Annotated in this window: 12 protein-coding genes and 1 pseudogene; 3 read left to right on the top strand and 10 right to left on the bottom strand. The window is 68.6% G+C overall.

The genetic code is table 11. From position 1 onward, the window contains the following. Nucleotides 1–10: 10 nt before the first annotated feature. From ACFTZC_RS37275 to ACFTZC_RS37260, 4 genes are all read right to left on the bottom strand, one after another. Complete coding sequence (locus tag ACFTZC_RS37275) at nucleotides 11–4999, bottom strand: RHS repeat-associated core domain-containing protein (protein WP_382897885.1); 4989 nt, start codon at nucleotides 4997–4999, stop codon at nucleotides 11–13. 307 nt (nucleotides 5000–5306) lie between these two features. Next, the gene (locus tag ACFTZC_RS37270) at nucleotides 5307–5585 is read right to left on the bottom strand and encodes a hypothetical protein (RefSeq protein ID WP_382897882.1); all 279 of its coding nucleotides are present in this window, start codon (nucleotides 5583–5585) and stop codon (nucleotides 5307–5309) included. Between the two features lie 329 nt (nucleotides 5586–5914). Beyond that, nucleotides 5915–6343 (bottom strand): hypothetical protein, encoded by a 429-nt coding sequence (locus ACFTZC_RS37265; RefSeq protein ID WP_382897881.1) that lies wholly within the window; start codon nucleotides 6341–6343, stop codon nucleotides 5915–5917. Between the two features lie 240 nt (nucleotides 6344–6583). Beyond that, nucleotides 6584–8074, bottom strand: a complete 1491-nt coding sequence (locus tag ACFTZC_RS37260; RefSeq protein ID WP_382897878.1) for a right-handed parallel beta-helix repeat-containing protein — start codon at nucleotides 8072–8074, stop codon at nucleotides 6584–6586. Nucleotides 8075–8358: 284 nt separating this feature from the next. Here ACFTZC_RS37260 and ACFTZC_RS37255 point away from each other — a divergent pair, with 284 nt between their 5' ends. Genes ACFTZC_RS37255 through ACFTZC_RS37245 form a run of 3 tightly spaced genes read left to right on the top strand, consistent with a single transcriptional unit; the run spans nucleotide 8359 to nucleotide 10807 of the window. After that, nucleotides 8359–8910, top strand: a complete 552-nt coding sequence (locus ACFTZC_RS37255; RefSeq protein ID WP_382897875.1) for a hypothetical protein — start codon at nucleotides 8359–8361, stop codon at nucleotides 8908–8910. After that, nucleotides 8907–9044, top strand: coding sequence for a hypothetical protein (locus ACFTZC_RS37250; protein ID WP_382897874.1), 138 nt, complete (start codon nucleotides 8907–8909; stop codon nucleotides 9042–9044). Before ACFTZC_RS37255 ends, ACFTZC_RS37250 begins: the two co-directional genes overlap by 4 nt. Next, a complete protein-coding gene (locus ACFTZC_RS37245; protein WP_382897871.1) occupies nucleotides 9041–10807 on the top strand; it encodes a hypothetical protein in 1767 nt (588 codons plus the stop codon). Before ACFTZC_RS37250 ends, ACFTZC_RS37245 begins: the two co-directional genes overlap by 4 nt. A gap of 269 nt (nucleotides 10808–11076) precedes the next feature. Here the strand turns inward: ACFTZC_RS37245 and ACFTZC_RS37240 are convergent. From ACFTZC_RS37240 to ACFTZC_RS37215, 6 genes and pseudogenes are all read right to left on the bottom strand, one after another. Beyond that, a pseudogene (locus ACFTZC_RS37240) lies at nucleotides 11077–11349 on the bottom strand (DUF1524 domain-containing protein); the annotation flags it as partial. Between the two features lie 87 nt (nucleotides 11350–11436). Next, nucleotides 11437–12621 carry a hypothetical protein gene (locus ACFTZC_RS37235; protein ID WP_382897868.1) on the bottom strand — a complete coding sequence of 395 codons (1185 nt, stop codon included), beginning with the start codon at nucleotides 12619–12621 and terminating at the stop codon, nucleotides 11437–11439. Nucleotides 12622–12815: 194 nt separating this feature from the next. Next, nucleotides 12816–14798, bottom strand: coding sequence for a hypothetical protein (locus ACFTZC_RS37230; RefSeq protein WP_382897865.1), 1983 nt, complete (start codon nucleotides 14796–14798; stop codon nucleotides 12816–12818). Continuing rightward, nucleotides 14795–15130: a helix-turn-helix domain-containing protein gene (locus ACFTZC_RS37225; RefSeq protein ID WP_382897863.1), complete on the bottom strand. Its 336-nt coding sequence runs from the start codon at nucleotides 15128–15130 to the stop codon at nucleotides 14795–14797. The genes ACFTZC_RS37230 and ACFTZC_RS37225 overlap by 4 nt, the downstream gene beginning before the upstream one ends. Next, nucleotides 15124–16272: a tyrosine-type recombinase/integrase gene (locus ACFTZC_RS37220; RefSeq protein WP_382897862.1), complete on the bottom strand. Its 1149-nt coding sequence runs from the start codon at nucleotides 16270–16272 to the stop codon at nucleotides 15124–15126. Before ACFTZC_RS37220 ends, ACFTZC_RS37225 begins: the two co-directional genes overlap by 7 nt. Nucleotides 16273–16414: 142 nt before the next feature. Further along, nucleotides 16415–16672 carry a hypothetical protein gene (locus tag ACFTZC_RS37215; protein WP_382897859.1) on the bottom strand — a complete coding sequence of 86 codons (258 nt, stop codon included), beginning with the start codon at nucleotides 16670–16672 and terminating at the stop codon, nucleotides 16415–16417. Between the last annotated feature and the right edge of the window lie 500 nt (nucleotides 16673–17172).

Here is a 17172-nt window from a genome sequence, read left to right as displayed (position 1 = left end):
CTGCTGTGGCCTACGGATACAGGAGTCGATCCTTCAGATTGAGTGACTCCTCATTGCGGAGATAGAACACATTGGGGCGGTCTGGCCAGGGCTGCACGACGTTCAGATCGGTCACGTCAATGGTTACGTACTGGGAATACTTGTGCGGTTGCCTCCTGTGATTCACGAATGTATATGACCGATCCTTCAGCGATCTGAAGGTTTGGGGCGCGCGGTCCGTCAGGTACTGCCCGGGTCCAGCATGCGCATGATTGACCTCCCGGCCAGTTTTCGGGTCAGTGTAGATTTTCGACGGTTTCAGTTCCCGGCTACGGAGGATGCTCGCGCGGCCCTCGTCCGTGGTGTAGTGGAACATGATTCGGCGCTGCCGAAGCGCGGCCGTGCCCCTAGCGGCGGGTTCTGGCGGGGGCTCAGGCACCGCTGCTCGGGCGGGGGTTCGCGTGGGAGGCCGTCTCCCACCTCCGCCGAATGTGTGTTCCGGGAGCGAGTTGAGGTACCGCCGGTAGGCGGCTCCTCCCTGCGAGAACGCGGCCGCCTCCTCCGCCGGCATGGTGTGACTGCCACTCCGCGCGGCGAACCGGGACAGACTGCGTCCGGCGGCGCCGAGGAGCCGGGAGCCCGCCGGTGCGGCGCCGACTCCGAGTTCGGCCAGGCCGGTACCGAGGGAGACCATGCCGAGGATGAAGGAGTTTCGGGGGGACCTCTCTTCTTCGGCGGCGGCGAAGACCGCGGTGGTGGCTGAGGTGATGCCAAGGGTGGTGGCGGTGACGGCTGCGACGGTAGCCCAGACGCCGACGGCCGCGGCGATCGACGTGCCGCCGGTGAAGACTGCCAGGCCCACGCCCAGGGCGGCGATGCCGACGTTGAGCCAGGTGCCCCAGCTGAGGTGGCCAGTGGGGTCGGTGCGGTTGACCGGGTCGCCGAGGCAGTAGGCGTAGGGGTTGATCCCGCCGGCGCCGAAGGGACTGAGGCTGTCGGGGGTGGTGAACCGCATCAGGACGGGGTGGTAGGCGCGGTAGCCGTTGCCCAGGTGGAGCCAGCCGGTCGCCGGGTCGATGCGCTGGCCGTCGTAGCCGAGGACGCTCGTCTCGCCGCCTGCCGTGCGGTGTCCGTAGGCGGTGTAGGCGGATTCCTCGTGGTTCTTGCCGGCGGCGGCGATGAGTACGGTGCCTTTGCCGTCCGTGCCCAGCAGCCGGGTTTCGCTCTGACCCGCCCCGCTGCGGTGCTGGGCCACGCAGGCCGTGCCGAGGTGGAGCAGGCGGGTGGTCCGCTCGCCCTCGGTCACCAGGGCGAGCTGGGCGTCGCGGTAGTACAGCGTGCTGGTGGTGCCGGCACTGTTCTGGGTGAGCAGCCGGTCGAGCGGGTCGTATCCGTAGGTGCTCGCCTCGCCCGCCTTACACAAACGGCCCAGCACGTCGTAGGTGAGGGAGCGTCCGGCGTCGTCCTTCGTCAGCCGCCCGACCGCGTCATAGCTCAGATCGGTCTGCGCCGAAGCTGTGCGGATACCGGTCAGCTGGCAGGGATCATCCTTGTTGTCGAACTTGTACTCGGCCTTGGCGCTGGCGCCCTCCGCGAAGGCTGTCGTGCACTTGGTGACGTTGCCGTAGGCGTCGTGGACGAACGTCTGCCCCGTGATCTTGCGCTGGCCGTCCAACGGTGGCGCCTCACCCGTGCACGTGTAGGCGGTGAGCTGATTGCGTGTGCTGTAGGCGAAGGTCTCGTCCCTCAGCGTCGACGTGCCACGCATGAACGTTCTGCGGCTGAGGAGACCGTTCGGCTGCCAGGTGTGTTCCAGGGTCCATGTCGTGCTCTGACCGTCGGTGACCGTGCGCGTCTTCTCGCGTCCGAAGGCGTCCAGGGCCAGCGCCGTGGTCAGGGTGGTCTTCGTCTGGGGGTCCGTGCCCGTCCATCTGACCACGTGGCCGAGGGCGTCGTACTGGAGCGCCGTCTCCATGTCCGGGTCCACGGCGCCGGTGACCCGGCCGAAGGCGTCCCGGGCGATCCGCTGGACCTTGCCGTCCACCGCCTGGTAGCTGTGCTCGAGGCCGCCCACGGTGTAGTCCCAGGTCGCGGTGCGGTCGGGCTGGCCGGAGAGCGTTTCGTTATGCAGCCGGCCCGAGCGGTGGTAGGCGCAGGTGATCGTGACCTTGGCGTTGCTGTCCTTCTTGCCCTCGCTGGCCTGCCGCAGCAAGCCGGAGAGTGGATCGTGCTCGAACTTCTGCCAGATCCCGTCCGCCGTCACCTGGGACAGGACGTTGCCGAGCTGCCGGACGTACTGGAACTCGTGGGTGGTCTTCTTGTCGGGCAGGGTGACGGAGGCGGGCAGCGGGTCGTGGTCCGCGGTGTAGTGGTGGGACCAGGTGCGTCCGCCCGAGGTGGTGGACCTCAGCCGTCCCAGACCGTCGAATTCCTGCGTGCCGTAGTGCGCGTCGTTCACCCGGATCCCGGTGAGCAGAGTGTCCGAGGAGAAGGGCGCGTAGGTGTGCGTAATCTTCGTGGTGTCATCCGGCAGGGTGGTGGTGACGAGCCGGTCGTGGAGGTCGTAGTCGTACCGGGTGGTGTGCTGCATCTCGTCGGTCTCGCTGCGCACGCGTCCCCAGCCGTCGCGTTTCAGGGTGCGCTTTCCCGCTGACTTCTCGTCGAGGTCGAACCGTTCCACGCTCACCGGCTCGCCCCGCTGGTCGTGGGTCGTCACCTCCCTGCCGGTCCGCACGCCGCCTGCGCCGAGGAGTTGGGTGGTGGTGGTCCGTGCGACCGGATCGGTCAGGGTGCGGTGCGTGGTTCCGTCGCTGTCGACCGTGTCCTTGACCTGGCCCCAGTCGTCGTGGACGAACGTCCGGGTCAGCTGGGTCTTCTCCGTGCCGTCCGGGAGCTGGTCGAACACCGTGACCGAAGCGGGACGGCCCTGTTCGTCGTAGGTCTGCCGCTGGGTGACGTACCAGTCCTGGCTCTGGCCGTCGTCGCGGACGTCGCTGTGCTCGATCTGGACGAGCCGGCCCGCGCCGTCGTAGCTGTCGCGGATCCGGTTGCCCAGCACGTCCGTGGACTGCGCGGTGAACGCGAAGGCGCCGCTCGTCTCGTAGACGTGGTGCTCCGTCGCCCGGTAGGTGGTGTCGGTCGCGTTCGTGGTGCGGGTGAGCAGGCGTCCCAGACGGTCGTAGGTCATCTCCGTGACGTCGCCCTGTGTGTCGGTTTCGGAGCACGGGCGTCCGGTGAACCGTGAGCGTTTCTGTGAGCGCGTCAGCGTGAGCGGGTCCTGGGAGGACACCTGGACGGCCGTCGTGTGGGCCTGTACCAGCGTGTCCTTGTCGAGGGAGAAGACGAACGTGTGGGTCGTGTGGCAGGCGGCAGCTCCGGTGTCGTCGTACTCCGTCTCGACCAGGCCCGTGAGACGGCCGAACTCCCGTGTGTCCGAAGTGTTGTAGGAACAGGTCTTGCCCTGCAGCAGCCGGTCGGTTCCGGCGTAGTGCTTCTCCTCCGACTTCAGTACGGCCTTCTTCACCGGGGAGTCCTTGGCCGGGACGTCGTAGGCCGTGTAGCGGTAGGTCGTCGTATGGGTGGGCGCGTCGGGGAAGGCGCCCGCGGTGTCCGAAGGTTTGCGCACGACGCTCTGGAGAAGGCGGGTGAACCCGTTGGGATCGGGCGGGCAGTCGGCGTTCCCCTGCGGCGGGTAGTACGTCCACGTGGTCCGCCTGCCGTCGGGTTCGGTCCGGGACTGCGGGTTGCCCGACGTGTCGAAGGCGGTCTCGGTGATCTCGACGCGCGACGTGCCCTGCCGGGAGTCCGCCCAGGTGACCGTGTGCTTCTTCGGGAGCTGGAACTGTGGCACCTGCTTCTCGAACGGCTTGCCGGTCACCGCGTAGTACTGGGTCTCCACCGTGTGCGAGCAGTGGTTCTGCTGCTGCTTCTCGGTGGTCAGCAGGTGGTAGTTGTTGTACGTCCGGGTGGTCCGGGTGGTCTGGCCCGCGCAGGTCCGCGACTCCGTGGAGCCGTAGGTGTACTGCGTCAGGACGTCGTACAGGCAGTCCCGGGAGCTGTCCCAGTCCACGTCGGAATGGCCGCCGAGGAAGTTCGTGTCCGTGTAGTCGTACGCCGCCTCGATCTGCGGCTGGCCCCCGCCTGGCGTCTGGACGTACCGGTACACGCAGGGAAGCGGCGGCATGTCCGCGGTCGCGGGGAAGCAGTGCCCGTCGTTGCGGTACCAGACCGTCTCGGTCATCCCGCCCGGCATGCTCATGCCGGTGATCCAGGAACCCCACTCCCCCTGGTCCCCGACCGCGGTGTGGGTGAATTCCCACACCAGTGGCGGTTTGTCCGGCCCGGTCCCGAAGTGGTGGACGCTCCCCAGCAGACCGTTGCGGAACCGCAGTTCGACGTCGTAGCCCTCCTCCTGCCCGGGCAGCACATGGAGGGTGGTCTTGGACTGGCCGGTGTAGGTCACGGTCAGCAATGTGGCGTACTTCTCCTCCTGCTCGTCCTTGACCGCCGTCAGACGGGGCTGCGGGCCGGCGGTGAAGTCCCAGTTCAGGTCCAGGCGGTGCCCGGTAGGGGTCAGCAGGGTGGTCGGCACCTTGAGGCTGTGGCCGTTCCCGGGCCCGGTCAGCTCCTCCACGTCACCGGATTTGTGCGCGATCCGGTAGCGGTTGCGTTCCTGGTCCCGGGCGATGTGCACGGTGTCGAGCTTGTGCTGCTGCAGGACGACCTTCGTGCCGGTCTCCTGGACGCGGTACTGGTCGCCGCTCGCGAGGGTCAGCAGCCGCTCGTCGACGTCGTACGTGGTCAGGCCCAGCGACACGCCCTGCCCGAGCCCCATGTCGGTACTGGTCAGCGGCGAGTACGACAGCGTCAGCGGCAGCGACGGGCCGAGGCCGCGGTTGCCGATGAGGTCGCCCAGTGCGATCCGCACGCCGAACAGCCCCGTCCGGGGATCGACACCACCGGACACCGCGCTGGAGAAGTTACTGGTGGCATGGCTGAACACCTGGGACGTCGGACTCACGCCAGAACCTTCCGATATCGGAATGCACCGGGCACCCGGTCTGCCATGCTTTGTCGCGCCTACCGCTGTGATGCAGCCTGCCGCGTGCCTATGTCCCCGGCATCATCAGCCGTGGCGCACCACCGGCCACCGAGGCGCGCCGGACGACGACTCCGACCGGCGTACAGCGCGCTGCGGATGGAGCAGGGGGCGCCGCAATGCGGCGCCGGCCGGCCGCCCCGTTGGGCGCCGACCGGCGGTAGCGGCACTCTGTGTCCACGCTCCACAGCGGCGGGATCGCTGGTCCCTGGAAGCTCCGGACCTTCGGTCAGCCCACGGCGATGAAGCTGAAGGGCATATCGTCGAGCCCTTCGTCCCTCTTCACGTTTCCCACCTCGATCCTGCAGTTCTCCTGCGTGATCGCGTGAACGGCGACATTCCAGGTGTACCCCTCGTCCACAATGGTGGCGACGACGGCGGGTTCCGCCGTGAAGCTGGGCGAGAAATTGATCATGTAGTGCCCTTTGTCGACTTTACTCGACGAGAACCCCTGCCCGTTTCTCTTGCTGCCGTTCGCGTTGACAATTCCGTACGCCATTGCCGACATTTTCTCTCCTGGTGCGCATCCTGAGGGAGTAGAGTTCTCCCGCGGTGGAGGAGTACAGGCAAGGTCAGGCGCGTCGCCCTTCCGGATGCCTGAACGGTTCATTGTTCCGCTGCCCAGCATGCCCGCCCAAAGGGCCGGCTTCATGGGACTCGCCGACTCGCGGCTCCGATATTCCCCGATCGACGGACTCCGGATCCGCCTGTTCGGCGGATCGCTTCAGCGCTTCTCCCCGAACTCGACAGGGCTGACGCGAACGAGCCGGGTCCGGCCGCACCAAGCGTCACAGGAACGGGATTACACCCACGCTCGCGGCACCTCGCTGACGCCTGTCATCGCAGTGCCTCGACTTGGACGGAGCTTTGATACGTGCCGTTCAGAGAGCTGTAGAGGTATTTATTTCCCTCAAATTCGACTCGGACCCCGAACGTCCTGACCTTCCTGTCATCTGAGAAAACGGCATGCTTCACGATGTATTTGATCTGCGGTGTCATACCCGGGTTCGGTTTGAATTCCTTGTCTTTAATCCAGCACCAGTTCAGGGCAGATTTATCGTCTTTGGGGAGGAGGCTTCCGTCCACGAAATCAATGAGCAGCACCTTGTCGTACAGGACGCCGATGTCGACGACAACAGGGTTCCCGTCGTCGTCGGTCGGCTGGATGCTGATCACCACTCCAATTTTATCCTGGTTCAGCGCCCCCTGGTGCTGGCCGCTGTCGAGAATTACCGTCAGCTTTGACACGGAAGTCCACGCACTCACGTCCGTCTTCTCCTTCTTCTGTCGGCATGATCGGGCCGAGCTCTGGGGCCCGCCCCGAGGGCATCGTCGTGCTGGGACATGCTTCCGGCCGAGCGCTGGTCGGATGCGAGGCGATCCGCCTCGCGTGGGCCACGATCGCGCTCATGACTCGACGGCACACCCGCAGCCAGGGCCGAACGCCGTGACGTCGCGCTCGGCTCAGCACGACGGCGAGACGTGCCTGATCCGGTCGCTCTGCGCTCAGCCGGCCTGGTCCGCGCCGATGTTGGGCGGATCCGGAATCCGGTTCCCGAAGTAGTCGTACGCGGTCCCGTCCACGCCGGCCTTCACGGACCCGGCCCCATGCGCGGGTGAGCCACTCCTCAGGCGTACGCCGTCCGGGGTGGTGGGCGAGGCGGAGCTGAGCAGCGGGTCGGCGCGGACGCCCGCGGTGTCCCGGGTCTGGTCGGTGTGCCAGTAGAGGTTGTTGCGGTAAGTGCTGAGGGTGTCGCGGATGGGGGAGCCCTGTGCGGTGGCCGCGCCCACGAAGATGTTGTCCTCGAAGGTGACACCGGTGAGGCCCTTGTTGGAGACGAGCGCGGTGTCGGACCGGTTGGTGACGATGGTGTTTCGGTAGACGCGCGTATCGGTGGAGGCGTCACACAGGACGGAGACGACGCCGTATTGCGGGTCCGTGTTCCGGTCGTTGATGCTGATGTTGTCGTGGACACGGTTCCCGTTGCTCACCATGTTCTTGCCGTTGCAGACGAGCAGGAATCCGCCCTCGTTGTCGTGGCTGTAGTTGTAGCGGTAGACGTTGCGGTTGTTGCCGCCGTCGACGTCGTACGCCATGGAGTCCATCGTCCCGTGGCCCCCGGTGACCTCGTTGTACTGGTACAGCACCTCATCGGAGTCCCAGGCCCAGATGCCGGCGCTGTAGTCGGCCGACCGCCTGTTGAACCCGTTGACGTAGTTGCGCTCGACGAGGGCGCCGCGCGACGTCAGGACGACGATGCCGTCACCCCCGACGTCGTACACGTCGTTGTCCGTGAACACCACTCCGGTTGACTGGATCTGAGCGGCCCCGGAAGCGCGTGTCCAGGTGGAAGGGTTGGCGATGCCGGTGCGGTCGACGTGGCGGACGGTGCAGTGGCTGACCCGGACGTCGTCGAATCGGGTGGGGGTCTTGGCCCCCTTCACGGTGAAGAGGATCCCCCCGCTCGGGTCCGGGTCCTTGAACTCGGCCCCGTTGACGTCGTGGACGTCGACGTCCTCTACGACGAAGTGATGGGCGACGCCGTAGTCGGTGAGCTCGACGTAGAGGCCCGCGCGGCGGTCGGTGGTGGTGTCGGGGCCGGTGTTGGAGAGATCGAGGTTGCGGATCTCCCACTGCTCGGTGTTGGTGAGGAGGAGCGCGGCGCGGGCACCCCCGCCCTCGATGTGCGGCTTGCTGTCGCTCATTCTCCCGTAGGCGTCGATCTGGACGGGCGCCCCATCCGCTCCCTTTCCCTTGGGCGCGAGTACACCTCCGCATTTCGTACCGCGTTTGAGGAGAAGGCGCTCGCCGGGGACGTAGGTGTGCGCGTTGGCCTGGGCGAGGGTGCGCCAGGGGGCCGCGGGTGAAGTGCCGGTGGCGTCGACGGCGCCGCTCTGGCAGTCGAGATAATAGGTGGTGGCGGGGGCGGCTGTTGCCGTGGTGGGGGTGACGGCTGCGGCCAGGGCCGCGGCCAGCAGGAGGGTTCGCAGGCGCATGATCCGGAACGTATCGGCGGCCCGGCCCAATACCCCGTCAACACGCTGGACGGCACATCCGTTTCGCCCGGCCCGCTCGGCGCCTCGAACTTCGGCACTTGCAGTGGACGCTACTCGCTGCCCGGATCCGCGGGTACTGTAAGCCCGCCAGCGGTGCTGGCCGGGGTCGAGCAGAGGGTGCCGAGCTCCTGAGCGATGTCGGGGAAGCGTCGGCGGAACGTGGTGTTACTGAGGCCGACCTGCCGGGCCAGCGCCAGGACGCCCGCCTGTGGCTGGCCCCGGCGATGGTCGAGCAGTTCGCCGCTGCGGGCTGCCCGGAAGTCACCGAGGCCACCCGGGCGAACTACCGCGCCTGCCTCACCGCCATCAGGACCGCCGTCTTCGGACCCGACCTGCCCGGCGGACGCCCCGTCCCTCTCTCCGAGTCCGACCCCTCCCAGCCCTACAGCCCCAACGACAAAGCCGCCCTGTGGGCCTGGGCCGGCGGCCAGCCCACCGACGAACTCCGCCGCGGACTGCGCCTGCTGCTGGCCCTCGGCCTGGACACCAACGAGACCATCCCCCTGCGCGGCCCCGACGTACGCGTCCTGTCGGACGGCTCCTGCGTGTCCACCGTCAGGGGCGCACGCACCCGCCTGATCATCTGCTCCCGCCCCTACGAACGCACCCTGGCCAGGCCGCCGAACACACCGGCACCGGCTACCTCTTCCGCACCGCCTGCTTCGCCCGGACCAGCAACACCATCACCGACCTCGTCTACCGCGCCGCCCACGACCCGCGCACACCCCGCCTGGTCATGGGCCGCTGCCGCGCCACCTGGCTCGTCGAGCGCATGAACATCCCCATCCCCCTGCCCGTCCTGCTCGCCGCGGCAGGACTCGACTCCCTCCACGCCCTCTCCCGGCTCCTGCCCTACCTCAAGGGCACCAGCGCCGAGCAGGCCCACACCACCCTCAGGGAGATGCCGTGACCCACAACCACCACGACCCGCTCCCCGGCGACCGCACCGGCACACCCTGCTGGCTGCACCAGCTGCGCCGGCGCCGCCGACACGTCAGGGCCGCCGACTTCACCCGTGGCCGCCAGCTCGTCGAACGCTCCGGCGTCATCCCCCTGATCCATCAGGCACAGCAGCAGAACCGCAAGTCCAACGCCGGACGCACCCGCACCGTCAGCCTCAAGGCCCTGTTCACCGCCATGACCCTCAGCTCCTGGCGCAACCAGGGACGCGTCGTGCTGGCCGAGGTCGCCGACATCCTCGCTCACCAGCTCACCCCTGCCGCACGCACCCAGCTCGCCCTGCCCGCAGGGCCCGACACCGCCGACGGCTTCGAAGCCGCCTACCTCGCCGTACGACGCACCTTTCACGCCGCCGAAGCCGTCATGGACCCCTCCCCACTGCCCAAACGACGTCTCCCGCGCGCAGAAGCCCTGCGCCTGGAACAGGACGCCGACCCGGAACAGCTCGCCGTCCGCCACCAGCTCCTCGTCGAGGTCACCAACCGCATCGTCGAGGCATCCCTCGCCCCGGCCAGGCCAGTGATCGAGGAGTTCTGGGACGGCTCGGTCGGCCTCGACGCCACCCCGATCCGGACCTTCTCCCGCGGCATCAGCACCACCGACCCCGACGCCGCCTGGTACGTCCGCGAGGGCGACCACCGCGACCCCGCCACACCCCACACAGGCAGCAGCCGCAGGACCCGCAAGGCCAAGCGCTACCTCTTCGGCTTCGAAGCCACCCTCATCGTCACCGGCGACACCTCCACCACCCCGCCCGGCACCACCAAACGCCCCGTGTACGGCCACAAGCCGCCGCTGCCCGCACTCGTCCTCGCCTTCACCGTCGACAAACCCGGACACGACCCCGCCGGCAACGCCGTCACCGCACTGCGCGACATGCACCGCCGCAACTACCCCACCGGCTGGCTCGCCGCCGACCGCGCCTACAACTCCGCCCAGCCCGAGAAATTCCACATCCCCGTCCGCGACCTCGGCTACCGCCCCGTCTGGGATTACCGCATCGACCAACTCGGCATCCAGGACTCCCACGCCGGCGCCCTCCTCGTCGACGGCACCTGGTACTGCCCCCACATCCCCGAAGCACTCATCACCACCACCTCCGACCTCCTCAACAAAAAGATCGACAAACACACCTGGCGCGCCCGCGTCGACGCCCGCGCCTCCTACCGCCTGCGTCCCAAGGCCGCCCCCGACCACCGCGGCGCACGAAGGATGCTCTGCCCCGCAGCAGGCACCCGTCCCACCGTCGCCTGCCCGGCCAAACGCCGCAGCCTCGGCCGTGACCCCCGCCTGCCCCTCATCGACATCACCCCCACACCGACAGGGCCCCCGGAAATCTGCCGCCGCGAGTCACTGACCTTCGCCCGGGACATCGGCATCCGCCACTGGCAGGAACTCGACCACGGCCGCCCCCTCTGGGTCCACCACTACTTCCGCCTCCGCAACCGCGTCGAGCACTTCAACGGCTACGCCAAGGACCACGAAGCCATCGAACGCTCCCGCACCCGCCGCATCCGCGGAATCGCCGCCCAGTCCCTCCTCCTCGCCTTCCAGATCGCCCACGCCAACCACCGCAAACTCTCCAGCTGGCTCGACACCCTCCAGACCCACCACCAACCCGCCCGCCGCCGGCCCTCCAACCGCCACAAGCTCAGCAACCCCCACCGCTGGACCCTGGGCGGCTACCTCCCCGACAACACCCCCGAGCCCTGACCCACCCCACCCCCTGCACCACACCTGACCAGCACAAACACATCTGGCCCTCTGCGAACCTGCAGAGGGCCAGATCACGTCCAGAACAACAACAAAGCCGGTCAACGCAACAAAGTGTCGCATTGACCGGCTCTATTGGGTCGGTTGACCTGATCTGCTTCCGCCGGTCGGCGGGCCTTATCTCCGGGACCCGCCGACGGGTGGCCTTCAGGCAGGGCGCAATCCTCGCACCGCAGGCCGGAGGCGGGGTAAGGCAAAGGGGCCGGTGGTCAACGGGCGAGGGTGACCCGGAGGGGGAGGTTGGGGCACCCCGTAGCCTTCTCCGAGAGCGCGGTCTTCTCCTCCGGGTCGATGGTCAGCCGCCAACGGAGCTTGGTGGCGATCCAGTCGGCGACGTACTGGCAGCGGTATCCCTCGGCTGGCGGCATCCAGGTCGCCGGATCCTGGTCGGCCTTGGACCGGTTGGTCCTTGCCGAGACGGCGATCAGACTCCGTTCCGCGCTGAGGTCGTTGGCGTACTCCTGCCGTTCGGCCGGTGACCAGCGTGACGCGCCAGCTGGCGGGGAGCGTCATTCGAACCGTGCGGTATTCCCGGCTCCGGAGCAGCTGACAGGCACAGGCGGGGACGTTCAGCCGCCGTCGCGGCGCCATTGGTAACGCCACGCCGCGTCGAGGTAGCCCTCCTCTTCCAGGGAACCGCGCTGCGGCGGGCCGAGAAGGCGTGCTGCTTCCACGCACCTTTCGTCGTCGCGGAGGGCGAGCCCGTAGACGGCAGCCAACTGGACCAGACGGTCCGTATCGTCCAGCACAGCTGCCATGGCGTCCGCGAACGCGGGATCGTGGTCCCTGCCCTCGGCAACCACGCGGCAGGCGGTTTTCCGTACCACCGCGTCCGGATCGGCCATCAGCCCCAGCAACGCCGTGCGAGCATCGCCGGAAAAGGCCGGCGGCGAGGACAAGGCACTGAGCCCTTGCGCCACCGCACGCCGTACCCGGGCATCGGGATGGCCGGCGTGGGGCAGAAGGGCCGCCTCCGCGCGGGGGTCGCTGTGTTCTCCAAGAGCGACCAGCACCTCGGTGAGGACGGCGAGGTGCGTCTCGGCGGCCGCCCAGCCGGTGAACAGGTCCAGAGCGGGACCAGCGAACGCGTCCTCGTCGCTGTCGTCGAACAGATGAATAAGGCGGAGCACCTCGGCACCGAACAATCGGCGGGATGGGTCCGGGCTCGTACGCAGTACCGCCGCAGCGGCCCAGGTCGCCTCCTCCCGCCGTCCACTCAACTGGAGGCTGGCACGGCTCCACGTTGCATGGTCCTGCTGATCGACCTGGGCCAACGCACGGTCCATCAGCTCCTCGAACGAGGTTCGTACCCCGAGCAGTTCCTCGACATACGTGAGGATCGCCCCATGGCCGTCCCGCGCAGTCATGCCACCAAGGGTGAACTCGACGACGCTGTCGTACTCACCGTCTTGAACCCGCTTACGGCCGACAGCGTCCCGGGATCCGGTACGGCGTCGCAGCTCGGCCTCGACCCCCGTCTCGTGCCAGCGGCGCGCGAGGTCCCGGGCCTCCAGGAGTTCGCTCTCGGGATACCTGCCGCGGATCTCGTGGTCCAGGAGCGCCTCGAACAGAGCGGGCGAACCCGAGTCGACCGCCTCACTCAGGGGGATGAGGTCATCGGGGCGGCTCTGGCCCGAATCCGCACCGTACTGGAGCAGCAGTTGGGCGATGCGCCCGGCGTGCATCCGGACGGCCAGGCAGAACGCGGCGTCCAGGCAGTCGGAGTCGCTGTGCTCGTGGAGGAGGATCCTCACCAAATCCGTGTCTCCAGCCTGGACCGCGGAGATCAGGGAAGACTGGCCGTCCACCGCATTGCTCGTACCCGTACCCACGCCCATGATCCTGTTCCCCCGTAGCGTTCTCGCAGCTCAGTGTAGATCTGCCGAAATCGGCCCCACAGGGCGGATAACAGGCCGGCACGGCCTGGCGGACTTGCATGACGATCGAATCAGGGCCCGGGGTATGGAGGCCCGTCGGTAAGGGCACGCTGGCGTGCTTGGAGGTAGGCGGCCCAGTCGGTGGCGGCGCGGCGGCGCCACTGGACGGCTGTGATCGGGTGGAGGCCGAGCATCGGGCCGAGGACCGCGGGCGGCAGGTCGCAAGCGAGGGCCACCAGGGCGGTGGTCCGGGCGGGCCGGTTGGGGATGTGACAGGCGGCCAGGCGTCGGCTGAGGGCCGCGGCGGAGATGTGGGCGCCGGGCAGGTGGCCGGGGAACAGCCAGCCGGCACTCGTGTTCGCGGCCCAGCCCTGGGGAGCGGGGCGGTCGGCGAGGGTGGTCAAGAGGTCGGCCAGGGTGGTGGGGAGTGGGATCGGGGTCCTGCCCAAAGTGAGGAACGTCGTCCCGTCTTCGGCGGTCAGGGCGGTGGTGGGCAGGGCAGCGATCCGGGTGAGGTGCTGGCCGAACAGCAGGAGGATCGCGCCGGCGGCCCGGACGTCGAGGTCGAGGCGGGTGTCGGTGAGGCACTGGTGTAGGAGGTCCCAGTGGGAGTCCTCCACCAGGCCGACCGGGTCGGCCTTCGGGCGGTGCGGCACGAGGAGGTCGCGGGCGTGGTGGCGGCGGTGGGCCCAGACGACGAAGTCACGGACTTCGTAGCGTGTTCCTGGGTTGGCCGCGAGCCAGGTGTCGAGGTGGCCTTGGTCGAGAGTGGCGATGGTCAGGCCGTGGCCGGCGGTGGTGGTGAGGAGTTCAGCGGCGAGGTTGATGCGGGTGTAGGCCCAGCGGATCCGGTGCTTGACTCCGCCGGCCCGGACGGCCTGGTGGCGTTTGGCGCGGGGCAGCAGGGACCAGCGGACGTAGGCGCGGAGCAGGGCTCCGTGCTCGGGGTGCCGGGCGACGGTTCGTTCCAGGTGCCGGACGATCCGCACCGCGAGTTCGGCCCGGGGCTCCAGAACCTGGTAGGCGGTCAGCAGGCCGCGCAGGTACTCGGCGGTCATCGCCGTGCCACGGCCGTCGATCGTGGCATCGAGGTCGGTGTGGGAGAGCGGGCGGCCTGAGGTCATGAGGTCGCGCAGGAGGCGGGCAGAGCGGGAGCCGCGCAGCCAGTTCAGGACCGTTCCCGCATCCGGAGCCTGGGCCAGCGCCGCCCGCATCGCCGCGAGCGGCCCGCTGCCCACCGCTTCGGGCACGTCGGTGAAGAGCTCCTCCAGGTGGTCGGCGACGGCGCAGCGGTCGCAGAGTCGGCCGACCTTGTAGGAGCGCGGTCCGGCGCAACGTTCGCAGGCGTAGGGGTCGGGGACGCCGGCGCAGGGCCCGCAGACCCGGCGGTGCTCGGCGCGCCCGATCAGTACCCGGGCCCGGTCACAGTCCGGGCAGGGCATGGGGTGGCTGCGGGCGGTCCGGTAGCAGGGGGTGCAGACGGGGCCGAGCGGCCATCGTGCGGTCACGGGGGCAGTTGTGTGGCAGAGCGCGCATGGGGTCGCCGGCCGGGGGCGGCAGTTCGAGCAGGGGTCCAGTTCGGCCGGTTTGCCGCAGGCCGAGCAGGTGCGGGTCGCCGCGGCCTGCCGGCGGCGGCAGGCCGCGCAGGTGTTCCTGCTCGGTCGTGGTCCGATGGTTCCGCAGACCGTGCAGGCGCCGATGTTGCCGCGGTTGGCGAGGGTTCCTTCGCAACCGAGACAGACCCGGCCGCCCGGGACGGCCCGGCGCAGTGGCCGGACGCGTCCGCAGCGCAGGCAGGCCGGGGCCCGCACTCCGGTGACCCCGCGGTCGGTCAGGGTGGTGATGAAGGCCTGGACGGAACGGGGTGCGGAGGATGCGCCGCTGACCAGGGCGTCGGGGTGGGCCGTGAGGTGGGCCCGGATGCGGCCGCGGGCGGCTGGGGTCAGGTCGGCGACGATCCGGGCCGCGTCCGCAGCGGCAAGGTCGGGGAAGGAGGAGGTCATCAGGCGGGCGAGTTCCCGCCAGGTTTCCGGGGTGGAGGCGGGGGCGGTCATCGGTCTCCCGGTCGGGTCAGGCGTACTCGGCGTGCCGGCGGGGCCTTTGCGGCGGTGGTGGTCTCGCCGGTCGCGGTCGTCTTGGCGACCTGGACGTGGGTCTCGGTGACGGTGATCAGGTCCGCCGGGGTGACGTGGAGGATCGAGCAGAGCGCGGCCAGCACGTCCATCGACAGCCTCTGCGGGACCTGAGTGACGAGGCGGTAGACCTGCTCTCGGGAGAGATTGACCCCGTGCTCGGCCAGGGCTGGGATCAGATCGGTGGTCTGGAACATGTCCCGCTCGGCCATCAACCGGCGCAGGTTCCACACGATCTCCATGCGCTTCACCACGACAGCGCCCCCTCCTCCTTCGTGCCGGCCTCCAGCCGTCGCCGCAGCGCGCTCTCGATCAGCCGGTTGCGGTACTCGTCAGACACCCACGTGTACAAGGCTGTCGTCGAGCCGTAGGCGTGTCCGACCTGCTGCTGCACGAACCGCTCCGGATAGCCGAACTCGACGAGGTGCGTGATGTAGGTGTGCCGCAGGCAGTGCAGGTCCAGCTCGCCCGGCAGCCCGGCGCGCTCGCGCACCGAAGCGAACACCTCATCCAGGCGCCGCACCCCGATCCGGCCACACCGCTCCGTAACCCACAACGCCGGATGCCGGCCTGGAGAGAAGCCGGGCCTCACCTCGGCCGCCCATTCCTCGATGAGGGGGACGATCCACTCGACCTCCGGAACCGTCAGTACCGTCCGCCGCTTAGGCGGGCTCCCCCGCGACGCCTTTCCGAACCGCACCTCCACCGCCCCCACCCGCCCGTACTGCGGCGCCCGCGGATTCCGCCGCAGGTCGGCCAGATCCAGCATCACCGTCTCCCGGCGCCGCGTCCCGTAGGCGTAGACCTGCTTGAGGAGGATCGCGTCCCGCCACGCCGCAAGCACCCCCTTGCGCCGCTTCCGGCGGGTCTCCTCAACCCGATCATCGGCGGCATCAAAGAACATCTGGAGCTCGTCGAACGTCAGCGCCCGCCGTCCGGGCCGTCCCTCGTACTCCACGACGTGAGCTGCGGTGTTCCAGTCGTGACACACCTGAGCCGGGAACCGGCCGAACTCCTCCGAGCAGGCCACCGCCCAGCCGTACCGCGCGTCGGTGATGAACGCGCAGAACATCTCCAAGTCGCCCTGCTGCCCCCGCACCGTCGACCACACCAGCTCGCCGCGCGAGAGCCTGGCGGAGAAGTACGCCTCGACGTCCTCGGGGGCCCAGTCCCAGGGGTAGGTGCCGGTGAACTCGGCGAACCGACGCACCAGACTGACCCGGTCGCTGATTGTCTTCTTTGTCAGCAGCCGACTGCGCTGCTGCTGTTCCCACCCGGTCAGCATCGCGGCGAACATCGCCGCCTCCGGATCCAACGCGGCCACATTCGCCGCCCGCACAAGCCGGACCGCCCCAGGCAAACTCGCCCTGCTCAATGCCGCCTCCGAGAGTTGCATCAGATGCAACATCGTGGCGTTGAACGCCCTTCCGCAGGTCAGAACGTATCTACCGTCACCTCTACGAGTGACAACCCCATCCCCGACCTACCCCGCGCCGTCAGCGTGCGGGAGCAGAATGATGCGTTGAGCCCAACTCCGCCTACTTGGAGTCCCATGCTTCCGCCAACGGGACCAGATGGTCGATGTCCAGTCCGCTCGGTCCGTCGATGTACTGGTCGTCGTAGGCGCTGTACCAGCGGCCACCGCTCAGCTTGCAGCCCGCCGCTTGCGCGGGGGCGACGACCGCTTCCTGCTTGAGTACTTCGGCGCGGGAGTCGCAGCCGTCACGGTCGGCATCCACCCAGTGCCGGAACAGTGTGCGCTTGTACCCGGTACGGTCCTCCTCCTCAACGATCACAGCCCCCAGAGCATCGTTCAACGGCATGGCCAGGACGTCACCGGGAGTAGCGAGAAGGCCGGAAGCCGGGGTGGCTGCCGCCGCGGACAACGGTGCGAACAGCGCGCCCGTAGCGGCGAGAAGAGCGACAGCGGAACGGAAACGCACAACGGGTCCCTTTCGAAGATCACATGCGTACGCGTCCTTCGTAGCGGCCCCCGAACCCTGACCTCCCATGACCGGCCATCACCTCACCCGAACGAGTGGTAAGTCGCACCGCACATCTGCCGCTGCGCCCCCCAGAGGTGGGAGGTCGGCGCCGAACTCGTCGGCGCACTGCTCGGGGTCCAGCTGTGCGGCACCGCTTCGGTCATTGCTGCGGCGGAGGACCTTGTCACTGCGGCCCACGGCCTGGAGCTGAACGAGAAGGACGGTGACCGCAATCCAGCGGCACGCCGAGGCAGTCGTCGCGGCCTAGGTGTACTGACCCGCGGGGTTGTTGACGCGGGTCAGTACACCTA

This window comes from Streptomyces sp. NPDC056987 (genome assembly GCF_042673865.1).
In the GTDB taxonomy this organism is placed as follows: Bacteria; Actinomycetota; Actinomycetes; order Streptomycetales; family Streptomycetaceae; genus Streptomyces.
This window is presented reverse-complemented; position numbering and strand designations above follow the sequence as displayed.

What these genes read in the sequence shown, in the direction of transcription:
- ACFTZC_RS37260 (WP_382897878.1), bottom strand. Translation starts at nt 8,074, where the DNA reads ATGCGCCTGCGAACCCTCCTGCTGGCCGCGGCCCTGGCCGCAGCCGTC.
- ACFTZC_RS37230 (WP_382897865.1), bottom strand. Translation starts at nt 14,798, where the DNA reads ATGACCGCCCCCGCCTCCACCCCGGAAACCTGGCGGGAACTCGCCCGC.
- ACFTZC_RS37220 (WP_382897862.1), bottom strand. Translation starts at nt 16,272, where the DNA reads ATGCAACTCTCGGAGGCGGCATTGAGCAGGGCGAGTTTGCCTGGGGCG.
- ACFTZC_RS37270 (WP_382897882.1), bottom strand. Translation starts at nt 5,585, where the DNA reads ATGTCGGCAATGGCGTACGGAATTGTCAACGCGAACGGCAGCAAGAGA.
- ACFTZC_RS37250 (WP_382897874.1), top strand. Translation starts at nt 8,907, where the DNA reads ATGAACATCCCCATCCCCCTGCCCGTCCTGCTCGCCGCGGCAGGACTC.
- ACFTZC_RS37255 (WP_382897875.1), top strand. Translation starts at nt 8,359, where the DNA reads ATGGTCGAGCAGTTCGCCGCTGCGGGCTGCCCGGAAGTCACCGAGGCC.